The sequence below is a fragment of the Kordia aestuariivivens genome, assembly GCF_014397005.1.
GTDB classification, from domain to species: domain Bacteria; phylum Bacteroidota; class Bacteroidia; order Flavobacteriales; family Flavobacteriaceae; genus Kordia; species Kordia aestuariivivens.
The window spans coordinates 16,738-39,248 of sequence record NZ_JACGWS010000023.1; the positions used below are offsets into that span (position 1 = coordinate 16,738).

A 22,511-nucleotide genomic window follows, 5' to 3' on the forward strand; every position below is an offset into this window, starting at 1 on the left:
AAAAGCCTCAAACAGTAAGGTGTTTGAGGCTTTTTTTAACTAATATAATTATATAATCATGAATTTATTTTCTGCTGAATACTTCTCGCAATTGATAGAAAATTCGTTGCATTACGGTTAATTCTTCCACCACAATTTCTGCGGTTCCTTCCATTTCTTGTTTAAAATCGATCGGTTTTTCAAAAGAACTATTTAAAGAATCTACTTTTAAATAGGCAACATACATTGCAGGTCCACCTTGTGTACTCAACTGCGGAACACCCGATATATTGATGATTTCTCCTGATAAACTTCCCCATTCTTGATACGGATAACTATCAAGCTTGATCAATACACTTTGTCCTATTTTTATTTTTCCCGAATTCTGTACTGGAAATGATACTCTTCCTATAATTCCTTGTATTTCATCTGGAATTACGGTAAACAAATCTTGTCCAATCGTTACATTTTGGTATTGTGACCAAATATCAAATACAGTAACTTCTCCTTTGATAGGCGATTTCAATAAAAATTGTTGTTCCCACTGTAAAATTTGATTTTCTAAATCTTGCTTGGCTTGTTCTAAGTTTTGATCGGTTGATATTGCCGAACTTTTATCACCTACAGAAGCTTGACGCAAACTGTTTTGTAACCCAAGTATTGAGTTACGATCATTTTCTATACTAGATAGTAAACCTTCATACGCACGTTGTGAACTTAAGTATAAATTTTCCTGATCTTTATATTCACGTTCAGAAACACTTTGGTTGGCAAACAATCGCTTAAACTTTTCGTATCTCTTTTTTGAGTTTGCTAATTCTGTTTTGTAAAACCCTAGTTGATTTTGACTGTTTTGTAATCGATTCCGAACTCTACTTAATTGCAAACGTATGTTTGTTGCTTGATTTTTGTCTTCGTTGAAGATTGCATAATTCAAATACGTTAAGTATTGTGCTCTAAACGCATTGTAAACCGATTGTACTTGCCCCAATTTTAATTTTGAAGGGAATGTGTCATTCAACGAATCAAAGTCGTTTTTATTAGGTATAAAATCGGCTAACTTTTTTTTGAGTAATTGTACATCGTCAAAGTTGGCTGTATTTTCAATAACCGCCAACACTTGATCTGCTTCTACTTTTTGACCCGCTTCTACAAAAATACTCGTCAGTTTCCCAGAAGCTTTCGCCGTTAAATGTGCTGGTGGATTTTCAGAAGTAATAGTCACTCGCGCTGGAATGATATCATTGTAACTAAGCATAGCCGAACCCGCAATGAAAATAACAATAATTATTAATACTACTGAGATTCCCCATTGGATTACCCAATTTGGTGCCTGCCCCAAGATTTCCTTCACCTGATCCGATCTTTCGTCGAGATCATTGATCTTTCTGCGTAGTTCTTGCGCTTTCTTCTCCTTCTTCTCTTCCTTTTTTCCCTTTTTTTCTTCTTCTTTCTTCGCCATATTAGTTTCCTAGCTCTAATTGATTCTTTACTAATGTATAATATGCTCCACGTTTAGCGGTCAATTCTTCGTGACTTCCTAGTTCAATGATTTTACCTTTGTCTAGTACAATAATTTGATCTGCATTTTTTACCGTACTCAAACGGTGTGCTACCACAACTACTGTTTTCCCTTTATAGAATTCCTTTAGGTTTTCCATAATTACTTTTTCATTATTTGCATCTAAAGCACTCGTTGCTTCATCAAAGAAAATATACTTTGGATCTTTGTATACCGAACGTGCAATTAAAATACGTTGCTTCTGTCCTCCAGAAACATTTACACCACTTGACCCAATTTTTGTATTGTACCCTGAAGGTAATTCTTCAATGAAATCTTCAATATTGGCAACTTTCACCGCATGAATCAAACGTTGCTTGTCTATAATTCCTTCAGAATCAGATTCCGTTATGTTTCTGGCAATTGTATCTCCAAATAAGAAACCATCTTGCATTACTGATCCACACGATTTACGCCAAACTTTGGTACTGATATCTTTTAAATTGCTACTTTTTCCAATAGAAATTGAACCTTCGTTAAAGTCATAGAATTTAAGTAATAACTTAATTAACGTCGTTTTTCCACTACCACTGGCACCAACAATGGCGGTTACTTTTCCTTCCGGAATGTCCACATTCAAATCGTCTAAGATTAATGGCGAACTTTTTCCTCCATAACGGAAACTTGCATTGGTTAATGTAATTGTTTTGTCTTCTGGAAGTTCTTTAATATTATCTTCAAAACGATCTTCTTCATCATCTTTATTGTGAATTTCAGATAAACGCTCTAAACTAATTTTTGCATCTTGTCCAGATTGAATGAACGTAATAAAGTTGTTGATTGGTAAGTTTAACTGCCCAATGATATATTGCACCGAAAGCATCATCCCCAACGTAAATAATGGATCGTCAATTACAGCAGTTGCCGCGATAAAGGTTATTAAGATATTTTTTAATTCGTTAATAAATCGTCCACCTGTATTTTGTGTTTGCGAAAGTGTCAATCCTTTAATGGAGATTTTGAACAATCGTACTTGAATTGCTTCCCATTCCCAACGTCTTCTACGTTCCGAACCGTTTAGTTTAATTTCCTGCATTCCAGAAATTAATTGGTATAAACTACTTTGGTTGTCCGAAGACTGATCGAATCGTTTGTAATCGAGTTCGGCTCTCTTTTTCATGAACAGTAACGTCCAACCGATATATAAGGCAGATCCAATAAAGAATACTGCGAATATTTGCATGTTGTAGTAGGCTAATACAGCTCCAAAAATAACCATGTTAAAAGCAGAAAACAGTGTATTTAATGTTGTAGACGACAAGAAACTCTGAATTCTGTTGTGATCGTAAATACGCTGAATAATATCTCCTGTATTTTTAGAATCGAAAAATGCAATAGGCAATCGCATCAACTTGATTAAGAAATCGGAAATCAGGTTGATGTTTATTCGACTCGTCATGTGGAGCAGAATCCAACCTCGAATCAATTCTACGGTAGTTTGCGATATAAATAGCGTTAATTGGGCAATTAATATCAAGAATACAAAGTTTTTATTCTCATAATTAATACCATAATCGACCACGGACTGCGTTAAGAACGGAAATATAAGTTGCAGCAAACTCCCGACCAGTAGTCCTAATATTAACTGAACTATATATTTTTTATACGGTTTGAAATACCAGAATAGGAACTTAAAGCCATATTCTTTCTTTTCTTCTTTCTCTAGTTCATAAAACTCTGGCGTTGGCTCTAATAATAATAAATAGCCTTCTGCATTTTCAGGATCGGCACTACTACCTATCCAACCTTTTATGAAATCTGCTTTTGAATATTTTACAAGTCCGTGCGCAGGATCTGCAACGTATACTGTGTTTCTTCTTATTTTATAGACTACAACGAAGTGACGCTGTCTCCAGTGTGCAATACATGGATATGGAACTTCATCTACCAAGGTTTTAAAATCAACACTCACGGCTAGTGTGTGCAATCCTATATCTTCAGCAGCTTCGGCAATTCCTCCTAAAGAAACTCCTTCCCTGGTAATGTTTGCTTTCTTTCGTAGAAAGTCAATTGTATATGCACGTCCAAAATGTTTTGCAACCATACGTAAACATGTAGGCCCGCAATCCATTTGATCTAATTGTCTATAAAAAGGAAATTCTCTTTTTACCATTAACTTTTTTTCTGGTGTGATTTATATTAAAACAAACTCATACAGAGGATGTTATTTTTTTGAGATTTGAATTGTAATTCTTCATAGTAAAGAGCAATTTTGACTCATTTAGTACGATATTTACGATTATTTCGCTCAAATCTTTCGTTTTCTCTTCAAAAAAATGTCTTTTATGAGAAGAATACGTACAAATATATACTTTTATTTTTCTCAACCAAAACTTATTTGCCTTTTCGTACGATATTTTCGTATATATTGCTATATTTGTATTGAGAAACATCAAAAATTAACCTAAATGCTCGTAAAATTCACAGTAGAAAACTATTTATCTTTAAAAAATAGAACTTCTATTGATTTAACCGCTACTTCTTTGACTGAACTACGAAGCAGCAATCTTCATGCAACTCCATTGAAAAATTTGTCGTTGTTGAAGAGTATGGTTATTTATGGAGCAAACTCAAACGGGAAGAGTAATTTATTTAAAGCCATTAATTTTGCACGAAAGTTTATTATAAATTCCTCGAAAGATTCACAATCAGATGAACCGATAGAGATTCAACCTTTTTGTTTGTCAACAGAAACGATGGATCAACCTAGTTTTTTTGAATTGGTGTTTATTCATGATACCATTAAATATAGATATGGTTTTGAAGTAGATGACGAACAGATACAGAAAGAATGGTTGTATGTCACTACCAAAAATAAAGAGCAGCTTTTATTTGAACGCGATTTTCAAGAGATTACGATTACAAAAAAGTTTGATGCTGCGAGTTCTAATTTAACAACTATCACACGAAAGAATGCCTTGTTTATTTCTGTGTGCGCACAATTTAATATTCCTACCGGAATGGCTATTCTGAAAGCCTTGAATGGGATTCAATATGTTTCTGGATTGCAAGATCGATTTACGGTGAACTTCACCATTGATATGATGGACGATCCTGTAAAGAAAAAATACATTGATAATTTTATTGCAGGTGCTGATTTAGGTTTTACCGAAACAAAAGTGGAGCGATTTAAACTTACCGAAGAAATTTTAGAGAAAGGAAAAGTTCCAAAGGAAATTAGAAAACTCATTTTGGAATCTGACGAAGAGAATGTTGTGGTCAGCACAAAACATATTGTGTATGATGAAAATAATGAAGAAGTAGATAATATTTACTTTAATTTATTTGTGAATGAATCTTTGGGAACAGGGAAATATGTAGCACTTTCGGGTCCTATTATTGACACGCTATTGCATGGAAAGACATTGATTATTGATGAATTTGACGCGCAATTGCATCCGCATTTGAGTAAATCTATTATAGAATTGTTTAACTCCAAAGAGAACAATCCGCATGGCGCACAACTTATTTTTGCGTCGCACAATTCTGCTTTAATCAATCCGAAACGAAAGTTATTTAGAAGAGATCAAATCATCATTGCTGAGAAAGACAAATACGGTGTGACTACTGTAGAATCGTTGTACGATAAGAAGGTCCGCAAAGATGCTTCCTTTGAAAAAGATTATTTGGAAGGAAAATACGATGGACTTCCAGATTTAGAGATTGGAAAAGAGTTAAGGTTGTTTGGTGATGGTGAATGAGGTTTTGGTTTATCGGTTTAATTAAATTGCAGAAACTTTTGTATTAGTTACGTTGGCTGACACACATAATTTTATCAATTTACAATCCATTAATTTAGCAGGATTGTTCGGGTCTTTTAGTTGTTTATTTTCAATACTAAAACCTATTTCACTCATACCTTCAAGTTTAATTCTACTTTCATTAGGAAAACTATTGTATTTATCAGTTGGAATGATACAAACTAACTCAAAATCTTTGCCAGTCGGTTCGTGTAAATAATTGAAAACTTTTCTTGGATTTTCAATTTGCCACATTCCTCTAATTCTCAGATTTGTTATTCCTAAAGGGTCGACTTGATTAACTCTTCCTAATTCTTTAGTGTCAGCGAAAACAACATCTGGAATAGTTTTTATTCCATCCGAAATTGTTGTTTTAATTCTTTGATATGTTTCGTGTTTAGCTGCATAAGAATTACCATAAACCATCCACAATGATTTTATATTTGTATCAGTTGTATGTCCAACGCAATAAATTAAATCTTTGACTGTCCAATTTTCACATTCCTTACATTCCTTTGTGATCATTGGACTCGTTTGTCTTAAATCAGTTTTTGGATAGCTACTGTTTAAAGCTAAGCTTGTATTTGCACTTTGCGTTTTTTTTACTTCAATCGCATCTCCTCCTTTTATCATAATATCAGGTGGATTATTTTGAGAACCCAACCAAGAAAATTTTTGATTAAAAGTCTGCATCTTCTGTAATTCATCCGTTATTCCGAAGGTTCCAGCAAAAGCATCTTTAATATAACTTTCAAGAGCTTCACCCATATTATTTGTTCTATTTTTAATATCCGATTAACAAAATTCCTTTTAAAGGAAGATGCAATCTACTTGAAATATAAAGTGTTTCAAGAAATGTATAGACTATATTGAAATCTTTGTGACCACGATACGTATTCCTAACTGCGACTATAAGATATTCTACTTCGAACATCATACAAGCTTGAAAGATATCTTTCATATATTGATTGTTTTCGGTGGCTCTTCCTGCCTCAACTTCAATAACAATTTTCCCATCTTCACTTAAAGCATCTGCATTATAACTCTTGTCTATTTGATTTCCTAAACCGAACAAAACAGGAACATTAATTTTATCATCTTTTGCTTTACTTGTCTCTACTGAATAGCGGATTCTTTTCAAAGGTTTATACAACTCTTTTAGAACTTCGTTACTTTTCAAGTTATGATTTTCAGAATTTATTTTATCTTCGACTTCTATGAAACAATCTATTACTTTTTTTATTTCAGAAGTTATACCTTGTGACCTTGGAAAGAACTGATAATTAATTTTACCCATAATTCGTTATTTCAAATTCTATTTCTTCTATCCAATTTTCAATATCAATTCTTTTTTCTTCAAACTTGTTAGATAATTCTTGTCCTACATTTGAGTATAGCAAAAGTGAAAGTTCTTCTAATATAGACTTTACTTCTTCACATTTATCTAAAGTTTTAGGGTAATTTACATTCATTCTACCTTCTGTTTTATTTTAATGTATGTATATGAATCGTCACCTGCTCCTGCAAAAAACGATACTATTTTCATGTTGTTTTTAATTTCTTCGATTTTTTATTAATTTCTCTACGATATTCCGCTTTTTCTTCTGCAAGCTCTAGAAGTTGCTTTGAACAATTTGTCTCATAAATTTTTTTGGCAATTTGATCGGTTATGTATTCATTTCGTAGTTCGTTCAGGTTCAAGTCAAATATTTTGGCTAATATAATTAGTCGTTTTTCATCGAAATCACGTTTTCCGTTCTCAATTTTACTCAGATTAGCAGAATCTAAATTTAATTTAGCCGCAAGTTGTGTTAGAGTAAATGCTTTTTCAGTTCTCAAAAATCTTATATATTCTCCAAATGTAGTTTTCATTTGACTTGTCATTTTTTGACAAATTTATAAATTTTAATTGAGATATTCAATATAAGTATAATGAAATTTTAACCCTTTTGAATATAAAAAACTAAACTTCAAAAAAAATCACAGAAAAACAAAAAGCCGCTACATACATAGCGACTTTTTTAAGAACATTTTTTTCGTGATTTTTAATTATAGCAACACGAGCTACAAACAAGTTTAGTCAAATAATAATACTATAGCCGATTCATTTACTAGAAAAAAATGTTATTCTACAAGCAATCTTTTTGTTGCTGTTCCTTCGTTAGAAATTATCTTCACTAAGTATAAAGCTTTTGATAATTCTGAAATATCAAACGTTTGTCCCGCAGTAAATCCGCCTTCAAACGCTTTGATTTGTTTTCCTGTGATATCGTAAATTAATACTTCTTCTACTCTTTTGTCAAGTTTGAAACTGTCCGAAGCAGGGTTTGGATATAACGAAATGGTGTTTGCTACATTTTGGAATTCCTCTGTACTTAATACGGTTTGTTGATTTCCGAAAATTCTAAATTGTCCCGCAGGAATCAAAATTGGATCTGCCGTATTGGTTACATTGATATTTGTCGTTCCTGTTTCGTCCATTAAATCATACCAAGTTCCTGTGTATGGAAAATCGGGAACAATGTTTAAATCTGCCACAGAGAAATTACACAAAACCACCACATTTTTTAATGAGGTTGAAGGTATGTTATCATCCCAGATGTAAATACGTTGACGAATATCATTGATGTATGGACTGATTGAATAGTTCCCTTCAAATACAGGTTCTTGTACTTTTAGATCGATGATTCGTGCCCAATCATTATAGATTTTAGCTCTGTTTGCATCGCCCAACCAATTGTTTGTCCATTGTGGTTGCGGTTTTGTGTCTAACTTACAATCGCCCGGAGTTGGGTCACTTGGTGTATTTACACTTCCGTTGTTACAGGTGAAAATTGAATTTTCCATTCCTAATGCGCCAAAGTGCCAAATCATTTTTGGTCCTGGAATCGTTAGTGAAGCCGCGCCTAACGCAGACATTCTTGACAATGCCGTATTTAAGTCTTGTACATTGTGAGAAGATAATGCTGTATTTCCAAATTCCAAGTTTCTATACATTAATCGTTCTTCATCATGACTTTCTGCATAGCCCATTAATCGTGGTCCGTTAAAACCTCTACTAGTATGTCCCATACGAGAAATATCTGCATTTGAAGCAAATCCCATCGTTAGTTGGTTGTATTCGTTGGTCATTTTTCCCCACATCATAATTCCTTTTCCTTCGCCTAAACGATAATCTGCCCATTCTTTTTCTTCGTTGTCTTGACCTAAATGTTCAAAGATTACATAATGATCTGCATCTAAACTCCAAGAATAATCAGCATATTGCTTTAATATTGCTACACGATCATTTCTGTAGCCATTGGTACAACCATCATCACCTGAAGTACATTCTTGAGTGAATCCTTTGGTTAAATCCCAACGGAAACCATCAATATTGTATTCTTCAATCCAATGTTTTACTACGCGTTCTGTATAGTATTGTGTGCGTGATTGCTGGTGATTGAAATCAGATCCAACACTGTAACTGTGTGTTGCAACTTGATTGAAGTATGGGTTTTCCGAACTAGGCTCTCCCCAACCGTCATTGTCTGGATCGTTCATCCACATACGCACCATTGGGTTTCTTCCAAATGCATGGTTTAAGGCAACATCCAAAATTACCGCAATTCCATTTTGATGGCATAAGTCAACAAATTCTTTGAATTTATCAGCTGTTCCATAGTATTTGTCTAATGCTAAGTGGAAAGATGTGTTGTATCCCCAGCTTTCATTGCCTTCAAATTCCATGATTGGCATTAACTGAATTGCATTTACGTTTAGGTTTTTAAAGTAATCAATACGATCAATTAAGTTTTGATAATTTCTATCAGCATCAAAATCACGAATTAATACTTCGTATACAATTAAGTCTTCTTCGTTTGGCTTTGCAAAGTTGGTTACTTGCCAAGGATATGGCGTTTGTCCTGTTTGCAATACGGTAACTTCTCGTTCTTGTCCCGCAGGATATGTTGGAAGGTTTGGATACGTAGTTGCTGGAATGAAAGGATCATCAAACGGAGATAATACAAGTGTTGAGTATGGATCAGCCGTTTTTACTAATGATGGTGAGTTTGCAATCGGAGTTTGATCTACTACCCAATATTGATAGGTATAGTTTTGTCCTGGCGTTAATCCTGAGATTTCTAACCAAAATTTACCTGTAGTACCATCTTTTTTCATTGCATACGTTCCATCTGGTTGCCAGTTATTGAAACTTCCCGCTAGGTATACAAAATCTTTGTTTGGTGCATCTAATACTAAGGTTGCTTTAGATGTATCTGCATCGTAGTTGATACCATCTTCCATTCCTGCTGGCAATGCTTGCGTAGCTGTTCCTGGATTGATGATTACATTGAAATTTTTGGTAATGGTGGTTCCACTTAGGGTAACTTCAAGTACATAGTTTTTGTTTGCAGTGATGTTCATATCTGTGTATGCATATGAAGTTCCACTGTTTGAGTTTATGGTTGCTCCGTTTGCTTTTAAAACATACGCAGCGCTTCCACCTGTATTGTTTGCTGTAATGGCTAGGTTTGATCCAGAAGCTAAGATTGTTGTGCTTCCATCACCTGGTGTTACTAGTGTTGATTGGAATGCTCCTACATCAAAGAAGAAATCTGAACAGCCAGTTGCTTTTAGTTCTTGGCTTCCTGTTTCATTTCGGAATACCATTCCCATTTTGGTAATGGTTGCGGCTTGTGCTGTTGTTAATCCATAATGAGTTTCGGGAATAATTTGGATTTGCCATAATCCGCCACCCATATCTGTCATTTCTCCAACGCCATCATCTTGTCCCCAATTTCCTGTAACATACGTCCAAGGATTGCTATCGGTTCCAGCTCCTGAGTGCATGTATACTTTGTTAGGATTTGACATTCCGTTACAATCCGTTGCCGAACTGTTGATGTCTACTGTTATTGTAATCATATTACTAACTTCAAAAGGAGTTGGTGTTATGGTTACTTGACTGTATGCAATACTAGCAAACAGTAAGAATAATAAGTGTAATTTTTTTTTCATCTGTTTTCTTTTTTGTGTCAGATGGAACTTGTTATGCAACGTACGGTTTTGAATGTGTAGTGTATCATAACGCATTTCATAGCTATTACTTTGTGTACTCTTATTTGAAAAGATAAAAAAGGCTGTAATGATATCATTACAGCCTTTTTAAGTGATCGTTGTTTAGTTAAGTGTCAGTGTATATGTATACGCTCTAGGGTTGCTAAAGTCTAATACAACTGTATAGTTTCCTGCTGCTGGCACTGCAATGTTGTCTCCTCCATTGTCTAAAGATCCATCAGCTCCTGTATCTCCATAGTTCCAGTCCCAACCATCATTTGCTCTAAATTTGATTTCTTCTGCAGTTAAATCAATTGTGATTGAAAAAGTTTGCGTTGCTGGATCATACGTCATGTCGTTATCACTATCCCAACCTGTTGGTGTTCCTGATCCGATGAGTCCCCAATTGGTATATTGAGAAGCGCTGTATGTTAGGTTTTCAGTATCTACTTGTACGTAGTAGTACCCTGGTGTAGCTGGCACATTAGATTCTCCATCGTCTGTTAATACTCCAGAGAAACTTCCGTCATCTCCCCAATCTAAATTTCCCCAAGCAAAGTTTCCTGTTTCGTCTGGTGCTACAAATTTGTATTCAGTTTCTAACCAAAGGTATCCTTCATAGTCAGAAGCTCCAAATTCAGAAGAAGCTAATCTTGGTGCTGTTCCTGGATCCCACCCTTGGTGATCTCCTGGTACTGCAATTTTAGGTAATGAAGTTGTATATGGTGTAATGTTTAGTGTAATTGGTGCTGAGATTTGTTGTTGCGCATCTTGTGTTCCAATTGAAGAAACTACACGAAAGTCTAAATCACCTGCTACAAATGGACTTAATCCTGCTCCGATAGAAGCATCATTTAGTTGTTGATTTGTCCAAGAAATGAAACGTTCATTAGTTGATCCGGCTGAAATTGGTGTTGCAAAATCTGTTCCTGATAAAGCAATTTGCACATCATAGTTAATGGCAACACTTGCGTCATAATCTGCATCATTCCAAACAAGTGTTGTTGCTAGGTTTTGTTCATTTGCTGCACTAAGAACGATTGCTGTTCCTGTTGCTGGTGTAACTAATTCTGGTCCGCCTTGAGCTGAAGCAATGATTAAATTATCATCATCACTACATGCGTTGAATCCAACGAACGCGACTACTGCTAAAAAGCCTGCTGATATTTTATTTAGTTTTTTCATCTGTTTTTTTCTATTTTATTAATTCGGTCAGATGGAATTCGCCAATAACTCTATTCGTTAATAACAAGTGATTGTTATGGCTCATTTCATCTTTTTTTTAGTAACCTGGGTTTTGAGTTAAGTTAGGGTTTGCGGTAATATCCGTAGATGGTATAGGAAATAAGTCTCTAAAAGCTTCTGTTGTGGTTCCACTTTCTACATTTCCTTTCCAAGGCCAAATACCTTGGTCAGAGAATTGTCCGAAACGAATTAAATCTGTTCTTCTATGTGCTTCCCAGTGTAATTCTTTTGAACGTTCTGCTAATAAGAAAGCATCTGTGATGTCTCCGAAACCACCAATTGGTGTTGCGTTTGAACGCTGTCTTACTAAGTTTACATATTGTACAGCCAATCCTTGATCGCCAGTTGCACTTCTTTTTACAGCTTCCGCATACATTAAGTACGCATCTGCTAATCTGAATACAGGGAAATCTGTATCGATGAAGTCTCCTGAAGCGTCAGATCCTGGAACTCCGTTACTTGTTACGTTTCTGAATTTTTCAACCGCATATCCATCATTAAAATTGAATACATCTGCAATTTCTAATTCTTGTCCGTCAGTAAAAAAGTTTGCTCTTTCGTCAGTAATAAGTTCTGATGCTGAGAATTTGTTTACGAACGCGCTTGTCGTTCTGATTCCGCCCCAACCTCCGTTGATACCGAAGTCAGCTGCACTCATGTTTCCTCCAACTGGTGCATGTACTAGGAACGTCATTGCTCCAAATCCTTGTGTGTTTAATCCATCAGAATTAAATGTAAAGATAAATTCGTTTTGCGCACCGTTCGTATTATTGTCTGCTAAGAATAATTCATCATAGTCATCATGAAGTGTATAACCTGCTCCAATAACGTTTTCTAAATATGGAATTGCTTGTGCACTTTGATCTGTTCCAGTGTATACTTCAGCATTTAAGTAAAGTTTAGCTAGTAACATCCAAACCGCAGCTTTGTCTGATCTTCCGTATACATTTTGGCGAGCATCAATCATTATTGGTTCAATTTCTGTTAATTCAGAAATAATGAAGTCAAAAACTTCTTGTCTACTTCCTTGTACTGGTAAGAAAGCTCCAATTGGATCAGCGTCTGTTACAAAAGGAACATTTCCAAACATATCAATGGCATGCCAGTAGCTTAATGCTCTTAAGAAACGTACCTCAGCTTTGTAAGCTGCTGGTAAGAATTCTGATTCAGGAACATCTGCTGTTGCTCTTAAGAATTCATTAGAGATCGAAATCTGAAAATAAATTCTGTTATACATTGCTGTGATAAACTCGTTTGCTGGCGTCCATACTTGCCAGTTAAGGTCGTGAATTGTACCATCATTCCAAGCAATTAACGCTTCGTCAGTAGTTAATTGTTGGTGTTTCCAGTATTGTCTTAAGTAGTTTGAGAATCCTTCGTCAATTCCTGTAATATCAGGATTTCCCGCAGGACCTTGTTGTCCACTCACTACAAAACCTGCATAGATTCTTGCAAGAAATTGTTCGTACGCCGCAGGATCGTCGAATACATCCGCTGCCGACTGCTCTACTATTGGCTCTAAGTCAAGCTCGCTTTCGCAAGACGTAAATCCGATGCTTGCTATGAGCAATAGCAGTACAATACCTATACGATTTGATTGTTTTCTAATTGTTTTCATCATTGTGTGTATTTGGTATTACTTTTATTATAAGTTCAAGTTAAGTCCCATCAATATGTTTCTCGATCTTGGGTAGAAGTTGTTGTCAATTCCACCGTTGATTTCAGGATCTAATCCATCGTAATCTGTAATTACAAATAAGTTTTGTCCAGTTGCGTACACTCTTATTCGCACATCTTTAAAGATATTGTCTAAGTTGTAACCTATCGTTAAGTTGTCTAATTTTAAGAAAGAAGCATCTTGCACATAGTAATCAGAGAATAATTGTTGATTTTGAAATCCTGTGTCTAATATTGATGAATTCACGTTGTTGATTGTGTTTGCACCAAATAATGCCTGTACGTTTCCTGTGTTAGACGCTACGTTATTATATGCAAAGTTACCTAAACTTGCGCGGAATGTAAATCCGAAGTCAAAATTTCCGTATTGCATGTTTGATGTAAAACCAAATACAGCATCTGGATTTGGACTCTTGTATCTGTATCTGTCATCTGTATCAACAACTCCATCTCCGTTAATATCTACATACGCTCCTTCAATTGGCGCACCTTGTGCATCGTATACTTGTTTGAATACGTAGAAAGAGTTTGCTTCAAATCCTACAGAGTTGATTTGGATTGTGTTACCAACTCCTCCTGCAACTCCTCCTGTTGGAGAACCTGGCGATGTTGGATCGTCCGTTAAGAATAGTTTCGTGATTTTATTCTCGAAGAAAGAAACATTAAAGTTTGTGTTCCAAGAGAATTTATCATTTTCAACAATGGTAGCGTTTAAGTTTATTTCTAAACCTCTGTTTTCTAAGTTACCAACGTTTGTAAATAATGCGTTTGATAAGTTGGTTCCTGCTGGTACTGGAATAAAGTTGATTAAGTCTTCTACTTTACGTTCGTATACTTCCACAGAACCTGTTAAACGATCGTTGAAAAATCCGAAGTCTAAACCAATGTTGAATGTTTTAGAACGTTCCCAACGTAAGTTTTCGTCATATTCTTCTGGACGAATTGTGGTTACAAAACGTGGTGATCCGTCAGTATTGTATCCAAATTGATATTGTACTTGTCCGTCTCCTGTTGTATAACGTGGAATGTATCCGTAATCTTGTCCAAATTCTTGTTGTCCAGTTTCACCGTATCCAGCTCTAAGTTTTAATTGAGAGAATACTTTAGAATCTTTCATGAAGTTTTCATCGATAATGTTCCATCCTATTGAAAGTCCTCCAAAAAAGTCAGAACGATCATCCGGGTTTAAACGTGATGAACTATCGTTTCTTAAGTTGAACGTTAGTAAGTATTTATCATCATACGAAAAGTTTAATCTACCAAAGTAAGATTCTAATGCATTTTCAGTTTTGAAAACATTTCCTGTAGCTTGCCCAACACCTGTTAGGTTATTAAATCTATTAGATCTGTAAAAGTTTTGGAAAGAATGCCCAACTGTTAAGTCAATTGTACTTTTAATACTTTCAATATCTTTCTTATAGTTAGCATACAAGTCTATTAATTTACTTCTGTTTAATGTACTATAAGTTCCAACTAAACCTTCATCGTTAAAGTTTGATGCTGCTTCTCGTGGAATATTTAAGTTTCCATCTACTTCAAAATAGTCGTATCCACCTTTTGCTGTTAATTTTATATCTCTAAAGAAAGGAAGTGTATAATCAAACTTGATACTTCCTGTACTTCTTTTTGTATCAGCTGTGTTGCTGTATAATTCTAATAATGCAACTGGATTACGTACCGCAATGGTATTGATTGTACCATCATTGTTTACATTTTCAGTATATCCACCAAAAGGACTTGTTGGATCGAATACTGATTGTGTTGGATCAAAAGAAACGGCTGCTCCAATAGCGCCAGTGTTTCCAAAAGTATCATCTAACAAAGCACCTAATACGTTTGCTTCAATTTTAAGATCATCATTTAATAGGCGTTGGATGAACTTTACAGAACCTGTCCAACGTTGTACTTGTGAATTTCTCAATGTTCCTTCTTGACTTACATATCCGATGGACGCTCTGTAATTAGAATTATCAAATCCTCCAGAAAGCGTTACGTTTGTATCCGTTGTTAATGAACCTCTGTAAATTTGATCTTGCCAGTTTGTACTTGTATTTCCTAATTGTGAAATTTGATTTGCATTTCCATTAGCCAATACTAAATCTCTAAATTGAGTTGATGACAATACATCTACTTCATTTACATTACTTCCAACAGATGTGTAATGGTTTACACTTACATTAAGTGGTTGATTTGATTTTCCAGTTTTTGTTGTAATTAAGATAACTCCACCTGTTGCTCTTGAACCATAAATAGAAGCTGCAGAAGCATCTTTTAATACTGTAAATGATTCAATGTCATTTGCGTTGATGTAGTTAAGTCCACTATTTCCTTGATCTAATGGAACACCGTCTACTACAATTAATGGACTTGAACTTGCAGATAACGAAGAAACTCCACCTCTAATCTTAATGGCAGAACCAGAACCTGGCGCTCCACTTGGTGGCGTTACTTGTACTCCGGCAGTTTTACCAGAAATTAATTGTTCGGGAGAAACAATAGCTCCACCGTTAAAGTCATCAGACGTTACAGACTCAACAGCTCCTGTTACATCTTTCTTTACAGCAGAACCATATCCTACTACGACTACTTCATCAAGTGTAGACGCATCTTCTTCAAGTGCTACATTAATAGTAGCTTGTCCACTATATAAAATCTCTTGGCTTTTGTATCCTACATAGGTAAATTCCATGGTTTGTCCATTACTTACCTTTAATTGATACTTACCATCAAAGTCTGTTGTGGTTCCAGTTGTTGTCCCTTTTATGATCACATTCACTCCTAACAATGGAGTTCCTGTACCTTTTTCAGTAACAACACCTGTCACATTTGTTTGGGCAAGCATTCCAAGTGGAATCAAAAAAGCCAAAAACAAAATAAATTTTTGCATTTTCTTCATTTGTTTAATTTTTTGTTTTCAAAATTGTCGTAAAAAAACTACCTGATTTTCAAACATTTTGTAAAATTTTTGCCTGATTTTTTGTAATTTTTTCTGTTTAAATACTTTATATTTTTACCTCTCGATGTTAAAACTATGTAAATTTTAGGTAAATCAAAATATCGGCATAAGTTTTGCAGCTACGCAAACGTTTTCGTGTTGACAACTTTTATAAACATTGGGTTTTATCTAATTAAAACAGTGTATTTTTATCAAAAAAATAGAAAATCACAGCTTTAATTATTGATCTTATAATGAACCCTCATGAAACGAAAAGTAACTCTTAAACAAATAGCGAGAGAATTAGATGTTTCTGTCTCAACAGTTTCGAAAGCATTACGAAATAGTAAAGAGATAAGTTTGGATACCAGAACCAAAGTTCAGGCATTTGCAAAACTCTATAATTACCGCCCAAATAATATCGCGTTAAGCTTAAAAAACAAGCGAACAAAAACCATCGGTGTTATTATTCCTGAAATTGTGCATCATTTTTTCTCTAAAGTAATTAGCGGAATTGAAAAAGAAGCGAATAGCAGAGGTTATAATGTGATTATTGGATTATCGAATGAATCGTTTGACAAAGAAGTCATCAACATTGAAATGCTTGCCAACGGAAGTATTGACGGATTTATCTTGTCAGTTTCCAAAGAAACCTTGCTTTTACAAGATTATCATCACTTTTACGAAACCATCAATCAAGGAATGCCAATTGTAATGTTTGATAGAGTTGTAAACGAAATTGCGTGTGATAAAGTAGTCGTTGATGATAAACTAGGTTCTAAAAAAGCAGTCACTAAACTATTGGATAGCGGTTGTAAAAACATTGCGCTCATCACTACAAAAGATTATGTAAATGTTGGAAAACTTCGTACGCAAGGTTATTTGGAAGCCTTAGAAGAACATAAAATCTATCCAAAATCTTCATTAATTATAAAAGTAGAAGAAAATAAAGACAAAGAAGTTGAAATTGAAACCTTAGAAGAAGAAATTTCTGCGTTGCTTGATAAAGAAAAAACAATCGACGGAATTTTTGCAGTCAACGAACTCTATGCAATTACCGCAATGAAAATTGCCATTAGCAAAGGATATAAAATTCCTGATGATATTTCTATCATTGCCTTTACAGACGGTGTTTTATCCAAACATTCCATTCCATCATTAAGCACCATAAGTCAACATGCAGTGGAAATGGGCGAGAAATCAGCAACGATGTTAATTGACAAATTAGAAGAACTCGTAGAAGAAGAAAAATACCATACGGAAGTTATAAACACCACATTAATAGAACGCGATACCACGCGTTAAACAACTGATTTTCAGACAGAAAATCATCATTTATTCAAGAAATTAATTAGCAGATTAATAATTTTATAGTGGCTGTTTCAAAAAAACTACTATATTTACAGCATAAAAATCGAAACTTATATTTTTATCTCTCAAATTAAAAATAAGTTTTGATAAGTCATCGCGCTTATCGTAGTATTAACTAATTACTATACGATAATGGAAAAGCGTAAGTTAAGTTTTTGGGAAATTTGGAACATGAGTTTCGGTTTCTTAGGAATACAATTCGGGTTTGCCTTGCAAGGTGGATTCATGTCTAGAATATTTCAAACTCTTGGTGCCGCTAAAGATGACATTCCGATGTTATGGATTGCTGCTCCGCTAACAGGTTTAATAGTTCAACCTATTATTGGATATCTGAGTGATCGTACTTGGCATTCCAGACTGGGAAGAAGGAGACCTTATTTCCTCATTGGAGCTATTCTGAGTTCACTCGCATTATTCTTTGTTCCACATTCACCAGCTTTATGGATGGCAGCAGGTTTCCTTTGGATTCTTGATGCTTCTATTAATATTTCAATGGAACCTTTTAGAGCATTAGTTGCCGATAAATTAACTGAATCACAACGATCGTATGGTTTTGTCGTGCAAACACTAATTATCGGAATTGGAACTTGGGTTGCTAGTAACTTACCTTGGATGATTTCTAAGCTTGGTGTCAGTGATGCAGCAGCAACAGGAGTTGTTCCTATGTCTGTAAAAGTAGCGTTTGCTATTGGAGCTTTTGTATTTATGATCAGTATTCTGTACACCATTTTTACAACAACAGAATATCCTCCTGAAGATATGGAGGAATTTGAAAGAGAGAAAAAGCAAAAAAACAGATTCATTCCCGATATTCTTGAAAATATTGGAAGCATGCCCACAACGATGAAACGTTTAGGTGTCATTCAATTTTTTAGTTGGTTTGCTTTCTTTACGATGTGGAGTATGGCAAATCCTGCACTAACGGAACATGTATTCAATACGCCAAATCCAACAGCAGAAGTCTACGAAAAAGCAGAAAAAAACAATCGCTTCAAAAATACAAACACAAGTGCTTTTTTAGCAATTGCTGCAAAAGACAGTGTATTTGTAAAAAATGCGATCAAAGACACATTAATTGCAGATGCTACCATAGCTAAAGAAGTTCTTACTTCGTATAGTGCATTAAAAAGTGAATCTGAAAAGCTAAATTACTTAAAAACCAGAGCAACTTCTTTTCAAAGTAAAAAAGTATGGTATTGGGTAAGCAATGATAAATTTCAAAAATCATCAAACTTAGTCGGTTCTTACATGGGAACGTATGGATTATCATCTATGGTTTTTGCTTTAGTACTTGTCCTCTACACTTCAAGAAGGCGAATCAATAGAAAATTTGTACATATGGGTTCCTTAATTCTTGGTGGAATCGGATTCATCATGATGTATTTTGTTCCTTCTCCCGATTACCTTTTCATTAGTTTCATACTTATTGGTTTTGCTTGGGGAAGTATTCTATCTATGCCGTATGCAATGCTATCAAGTTCGGTTGATCCAAAGAAAATGGGTGTTATCATGGGAATCTTCAATATGTTTATTGTCATTCCTCAAATTATTGCCGCTTTGGGTGGAATCAACTTTATCACAGGACTTTTTGGTGAAGGCGCTATCAATGCGATGATCTTAGCTGGAGTCAGTTTAATCATTGCTGGACTCTGCAATTTCTTAATCACCAACAAAAACGCTATTAGTTACCAATCAGAAGAATCATAAATAGAATGATGAACAAAAAAGGATTTATATTTGATTTAGATGGTGTCATTGTTGATACTGCAAAATATCATTACCTATCGTGGAAATCACTTGCCAACGAATTAGGTTTTGACATCACGCTAGAACAAAACGAACAACTCAAAGGAGTCAGTAGAGTCCGTTCCCTAGAAATTATATTAGGCTGGGGAAACAAAACACTCACCGAAGAAGCGTTCGCAAAATACATGGCAGAGAAAAACGATAACTACTTATCACATATTGCACAAATGGACGCAGGAGAAATTCTTCCTGATATCCCAAAAACACTCAACTATTTACAAGAAACACAGCAAGGAATTGCTTTAGGATCTGCAAGTAAAAACGCGCGTAAAATTTTACAAAAAGTAAACTTATACGAAACGTTTCAAGCTATTGTTGACGGAAATGATGTCAGCAAAGCAAAACCCGATCCGGAAGTATTTCTCATTGCTGCACAACAACTAAACACAGTACCAACGGATTGTATTGTATTTGAAGATTCTGTCGCTGGCGTTACTGCCGCAAATGCCGCAGGAATGATTTCTATCGGAATTGGTTCCGACGAAACACTCGGTCATGCAGACTATGTCTTCAACGATTTTACCGAAATACAAACCCGTTTTATAGAAGAATTAATAAATAGATAATAGAAAAGGTGAACGCTTAGCGAGAAAAGTCTAAAAGCGCAGCGATCTAGATTCTAATATCTTACATCTCAAAAAAGAAATGAATCAGAATTATATACAACCAGATAACTGGTCTATCATCGAAGAAGGATTTGATACCGAAAGTGTCAAATCTTCCGAAAGTCTCTTTAGCATCGGAAACGGCGCTATGGGACAACGAGCTAATTTTGAAGAATACTACTCTGGATCAACATTTCAGGGAAGTTATATAGCAGGCGTATACTATCCAGACAAAACAAAAGTTGGTTGGTGGAAAAACGGGTATCCCGAATACTTTGCCAAAGTACTAAACGCACCCAATTGGATCGGAATCAACGTAACCATCAATGATGAAATCTTAGATTTAAACACGTGTAAAAAAGTAGCAAACTTTCGCCGTGAACTCAACATGAAAGAAGGTTGGTACGAGCGTACATTTACTGCAACCTTACAAAACGACATAGAAATAGAAATTGCTTCAAAACGATTTCTAAGTTTGGACATTGACGAAGTTGGTGCCATTGCATACAGTGTCAAACTAATCAATAGTAATGCAACTATAAAATATACACCGTATTTAGATGCCGGAATCGAAAATGAAGATACCAACTGGGAAGAAAAATTCTGGGAAACTATTCAAGTAAAAGAAGATGAAAATCAAGCATTTATAGTTGCCAAAACACTAAAAACAGACTTTCACGCGTGTACATTCATGCAAACAGAAGTAAATCTCAACGGAAAGTCACTAGATGTACCAACGAATGTTTCTGAAAAATCTGCTGAAATTGCATTTCACTATACACAAGAAGTCAAAGCAAACGAAACCTATACCATTTACAAATACGGAGGCTATACGGTTTGTACAAATCACGATAAAAACGAACTCATTACTGCTGCCCAAAAAGCGTTACAAAATGCTACTTCACTAGGATTTAATGCGCTACTTGAAAAGCAAAAAGAAGCTTGGGCAAAAATCTGGGAAATGGCAGACATTACCATTGAAGGTGATGTAAAAGCACAACAAGGAATTCGTTTCAACATCTTTCAACTCAATCAAACCTACTTAGGAAAAGATTCGCGACTCAACATTGGTCCAAAAGGATTCACTGGCGAAAAATATGGCGGAAGCACCTATTGGGACACGGAAGCGTATTGCATTCCGTTTTACATGACCACGAAAGATCAGCAAGTAGCCCGAAACCTATTGCAATATCGCTACAATCACTTAGAAAAAGCGATTGAAAACGCGCAAAAACTTGGATTCAACAATGGTGCAGCACTCTATCCAATGGTAACGATGAATGGCGAAGAATGTCATAATGAGTGGGAAATCACCTTTGAAGAAATTCACCGAAACGGCGCCATCGCATTTGCAATTTACAACTACACACGCTACACGGGCGACTACAGCTACATTCCAGAAATGGGCTTAGAAGTCATGATCGGAATTGCACGTTTTTGGCATCAAAGAGCTACGTTTTCCACAGCAAAAGACAAATACGTAATACTTGGAGTTACAGGTCCAAACGAATACGAAAACAACGTCAACAATAATTGGTACACTAACTACATTGCACAATGGTGTATCAAATTTGCACAAGAAAACATTCAAAAAGTAAAACAAAAATACGCTTCTGATTACGATCGCATCATGCAAAAAGTACGCTTGTCCGAGCAAGAAATCTCATCGTGGATGGAAGTTGCCGAAAACATGTACTTTCCATACAGCGAACAATACGGCGTGTACTTACAACAAGATGGTTTTCTAGACAAAGACTTGGTTAGTGTTGCCGATTTAGATCAATCACAGCGACCAATCAATCAAAAATGGAGTTGGGATCGCATCCTACGTTCACCATACATCAAACAAGCCGATACATTGCAAGGTTTCTACTTCTTTGAAGATCATTTCACCAAAGAAGCACTCGAAAAACATTTCGATTTCTACGAACCATTTACGGTACATGAATCGTCACTTTCGCCTTGTGTACATAGCGTTCAAGCGGCAAAACTAGACAAAATGGATCTCGCATATACGTTCTATCTCAGAACATCGCGACTCGATTTAGACGATTACAACAAAGAAGTGGAAGAAGGTTTACACATTACCTCTATGGCAGGAACTTGGATGAGTATTGTTGAAGGATTTGGCGGCATGCGAATGAAAAACGACACACTTTCCTTTGAACCACGAATTCCATGGCAATGGAAAGGCTATTCGTTCAAAGTAAACTTTAGAAATCACATTCTAAAAATAAACGTTACACACAAAGGCACTTCCTTCGAACTCGAAAAAGGCGATGATTTAATCATTCTTGTCGATGGAAAAAAAGTAGCCGTTTCACCAAACGATTTGGTTACGGTGTAATCTGAATTATTTGGAGTTATTCCCTGCTTTCCGCTGTATCTTTTTTTGCCATATAGCAAAGCAAAAAAAGGATGCCGCTGCAATCAGGACTAGGGCGTTGATAGTATTGAGTAATTAGATATTAGTATTGAGATATTTCATATTTTCATTCCGCACTTAATGCGGAATCCACTTAGATTTTCAGTAGATTCCTGCCTGCGCAGGA

The 22,511-nt window shown here is 35.4% G+C and carries 15 protein-coding genes; 5 read left to right on the top strand and 10 right to left on the bottom strand.

Translation table 11 applies throughout. The features are described from left to right. Positions 1 to 64: 64 nt before the first annotated feature. Positions 65 to 1,441 (bottom strand): HlyD family secretion protein, encoded by a 1,377-nt coding sequence (locus tag H2O64_RS23270; RefSeq protein WP_187564649.1) that lies wholly within the window; start codon positions 1,439 to 1,441, stop codon positions 65 to 67. A gap of 1 nt (position 1,442) precedes the next feature. Next, the gene (locus H2O64_RS23275) at positions 1,443 to 3,653 is read right to left on the bottom strand and encodes a peptidase domain-containing ABC transporter (protein ID WP_187564650.1); all 2,211 of its coding nucleotides are present in this window, start codon (positions 3,651 to 3,653) and stop codon (positions 1,443 to 1,445) included. A 295-nt stretch (positions 3,654 to 3,948) separates the two neighbouring features. Here H2O64_RS23275 and H2O64_RS23280 point away from each other — a divergent pair, with 295 nt between their 5' ends. Then, positions 3,949 to 5,241 (top strand): AAA family ATPase, encoded by a 1,293-nt coding sequence (locus H2O64_RS23280; protein WP_187564651.1) that lies wholly within the window; start codon positions 3,949 to 3,951, stop codon positions 5,239 to 5,241. A gap of 21 nt (positions 5,242 to 5,262) precedes the next feature. On the opposite strand, the gene H2O64_RS23285 is transcribed toward H2O64_RS23280, so the two are convergent. From H2O64_RS23285 to H2O64_RS23320, 8 genes are all read right to left on the bottom strand, one after another. Further along, positions 5,263 to 6,069 carry an NgoPII family restriction endonuclease gene (locus H2O64_RS23285; RefSeq protein WP_317173854.1) on the bottom strand — a complete coding sequence of 269 codons (807 nt, stop codon included), beginning with the start codon at positions 6,067 to 6,069 and terminating at the stop codon, positions 5,263 to 5,265. Next, positions 6,065 to 6,577 (bottom strand): hypothetical protein, encoded by a 513-nt coding sequence (locus tag H2O64_RS23290; protein ID WP_187564653.1) that lies wholly within the window; start codon positions 6,575 to 6,577, stop codon positions 6,065 to 6,067. The genes H2O64_RS23285 and H2O64_RS23290 overlap by 5 nt, the downstream gene beginning before the upstream one ends. After that, on the bottom strand, positions 6,570 to 6,752 hold the full coding sequence (locus H2O64_RS23295; protein ID WP_187564654.1) for a hypothetical protein: 183 nt from the start codon (positions 6,750 to 6,752) through the stop codon (positions 6,570 to 6,572). The genes H2O64_RS23290 and H2O64_RS23295 overlap by 8 nt, the downstream gene beginning before the upstream one ends. 70 nt (positions 6,753 to 6,822) lie before the next feature. Next, a complete protein-coding gene (locus H2O64_RS23300) occupies positions 6,823 to 7,152 on the bottom strand; it encodes a helix-turn-helix domain-containing protein (protein WP_187564655.1) in 330 nt (109 codons plus the stop codon). Positions 7,153 to 7,404: 252 nt separating this feature from the next. After that, complete coding sequence (locus H2O64_RS23305; protein ID WP_187564656.1) at positions 7,405 to 10,281, bottom strand: alpha-amylase family glycosyl hydrolase; 2,877 nt, start codon at positions 10,279 to 10,281, stop codon at positions 7,405 to 7,407. A gap of 162 nt (positions 10,282 to 10,443) precedes the next feature. Continuing rightward, on the bottom strand, positions 10,444 to 11,505 hold the full coding sequence (locus tag H2O64_RS23310) for a SusE domain-containing protein (protein WP_187564657.1): 1,062 nt from the start codon (positions 11,503 to 11,505) through the stop codon (positions 10,444 to 10,446). 97 nt (positions 11,506 to 11,602) lie between these two features. Next, the gene (locus H2O64_RS23315) at positions 11,603 to 13,183 is read right to left on the bottom strand and encodes a RagB/SusD family nutrient uptake outer membrane protein (protein WP_187564671.1); all 1,581 of its coding nucleotides are present in this window, start codon (positions 13,181 to 13,183) and stop codon (positions 11,603 to 11,605) included. A 27-nt stretch (positions 13,184 to 13,210) separates the two neighbouring features. Beyond that, on the bottom strand, positions 13,211 to 16,129 hold the full coding sequence (locus tag H2O64_RS23320) for a SusC/RagA family TonB-linked outer membrane protein (RefSeq protein WP_187564658.1): 2,919 nt from the start codon (positions 16,127 to 16,129) through the stop codon (positions 13,211 to 13,213). 312 nt (positions 16,130 to 16,441) lie between these two features. On the opposite strand from H2O64_RS23320, the gene H2O64_RS23325 reads away from it, so the two are divergent. From H2O64_RS23325 to H2O64_RS23340, 4 genes are all read left to right on the top strand, one after another. Then, positions 16,442 to 17,482 (top strand): LacI family DNA-binding transcriptional regulator, encoded by a 1,041-nt coding sequence (locus H2O64_RS23325; RefSeq protein WP_187564659.1) that lies wholly within the window; start codon positions 16,442 to 16,444, stop codon positions 17,480 to 17,482. Between the two features lie 198 nt (positions 17,483 to 17,680). Next, complete coding sequence (locus H2O64_RS23330) at positions 17,681 to 19,255, top strand: MFS transporter (protein ID WP_187564660.1); 1,575 nt, start codon at positions 17,681 to 17,683, stop codon at positions 19,253 to 19,255. Positions 19,256 to 19,263: 8 nt separating this feature from the next. Then, entirely contained in the window at positions 19,264 to 19,920 is a 657-nt protein-coding gene (gene pgmB / locus H2O64_RS23335; RefSeq protein ID WP_187564672.1) for a beta-phosphoglucomutase, read from the top strand. A gap of 79 nt (positions 19,921 to 19,999) precedes the next feature. Beyond that, positions 20,000 to 22,306, top strand: coding sequence for a glycoside hydrolase family 65 protein (locus H2O64_RS23340; protein ID WP_187564661.1), 2,307 nt, complete (start codon positions 20,000 to 20,002; stop codon positions 22,304 to 22,306). The last annotated feature ends 205 nt before the right edge of the window (positions 22,307 to 22,511 follow it).

What these genes read in the sequence shown, in the direction of transcription:
- H2O64_RS23270 (WP_187564649.1), bottom strand. Translation starts at nt 1,441, where the DNA reads ATGGCGAAGAAAGAAGAAGAAAAAAAGGGAAAAAAGGAAGAGAAGAAG.
- H2O64_RS23275 (WP_187564650.1), bottom strand. Translation starts at nt 3,653, where the DNA reads ATGGTAAAAAGAGAATTTCCTTTTTATAGACAATTAGATCAAATGGAT.
- H2O64_RS23280 (WP_187564651.1), top strand. Translation starts at nt 3,949, where the DNA reads ATGCTCGTAAAATTCACAGTAGAAAACTATTTATCTTTAAAAAATAGA.
- H2O64_RS23290 (WP_187564653.1), bottom strand. Translation starts at nt 6,577, where the DNA reads ATGGGTAAAATTAATTATCAGTTCTTTCCAAGGTCACAAGGTATAACT.
- H2O64_RS23295 (WP_187564654.1), bottom strand. Translation starts at nt 6,752, where the DNA reads ATGAATGTAAATTACCCTAAAACTTTAGATAAATGTGAAGAAGTAAAG.
- H2O64_RS23300 (WP_187564655.1), bottom strand. Translation starts at nt 7,152, where the DNA reads ATGAAAACTACATTTGGAGAATATATAAGATTTTTGAGAACTGAAAAA.
- H2O64_RS23305 (WP_187564656.1), bottom strand. Translation starts at nt 10,281, where the DNA reads ATGAAAAAAAAATTACACTTATTATTCTTACTGTTTGCTAGTATTGCA.
- H2O64_RS23310 (WP_187564657.1), bottom strand. Translation starts at nt 11,505, where the DNA reads ATGAAAAAACTAAATAAAATATCAGCAGGCTTTTTAGCAGTAGTCGCG.
- H2O64_RS23315 (WP_187564671.1), bottom strand. Translation starts at nt 13,183, where the DNA reads ATGAAAACAATTAGAAAACAATCAAATCGTATAGGTATTGTACTGCTA.
- H2O64_RS23320 (WP_187564658.1), bottom strand. Translation starts at nt 16,129, where the DNA reads ATGCAAAAATTTATTTTGTTTTTGGCTTTTTTGATTCCACTTGGAATG.
- H2O64_RS23325 (WP_187564659.1), top strand. Translation starts at nt 16,442, where the DNA reads ATGAAACGAAAAGTAACTCTTAAACAAATAGCGAGAGAATTAGATGTT.
- H2O64_RS23330 (WP_187564660.1), top strand. Translation starts at nt 17,681, where the DNA reads ATGGAAAAGCGTAAGTTAAGTTTTTGGGAAATTTGGAACATGAGTTTC.
- pgmB (WP_187564672.1), top strand. Translation starts at nt 19,264, where the DNA reads ATGAACAAAAAAGGATTTATATTTGATTTAGATGGTGTCATTGTTGAT.
- H2O64_RS23340 (WP_187564661.1), top strand. Translation starts at nt 20,000, where the DNA reads ATGAATCAGAATTATATACAACCAGATAACTGGTCTATCATCGAAGAA.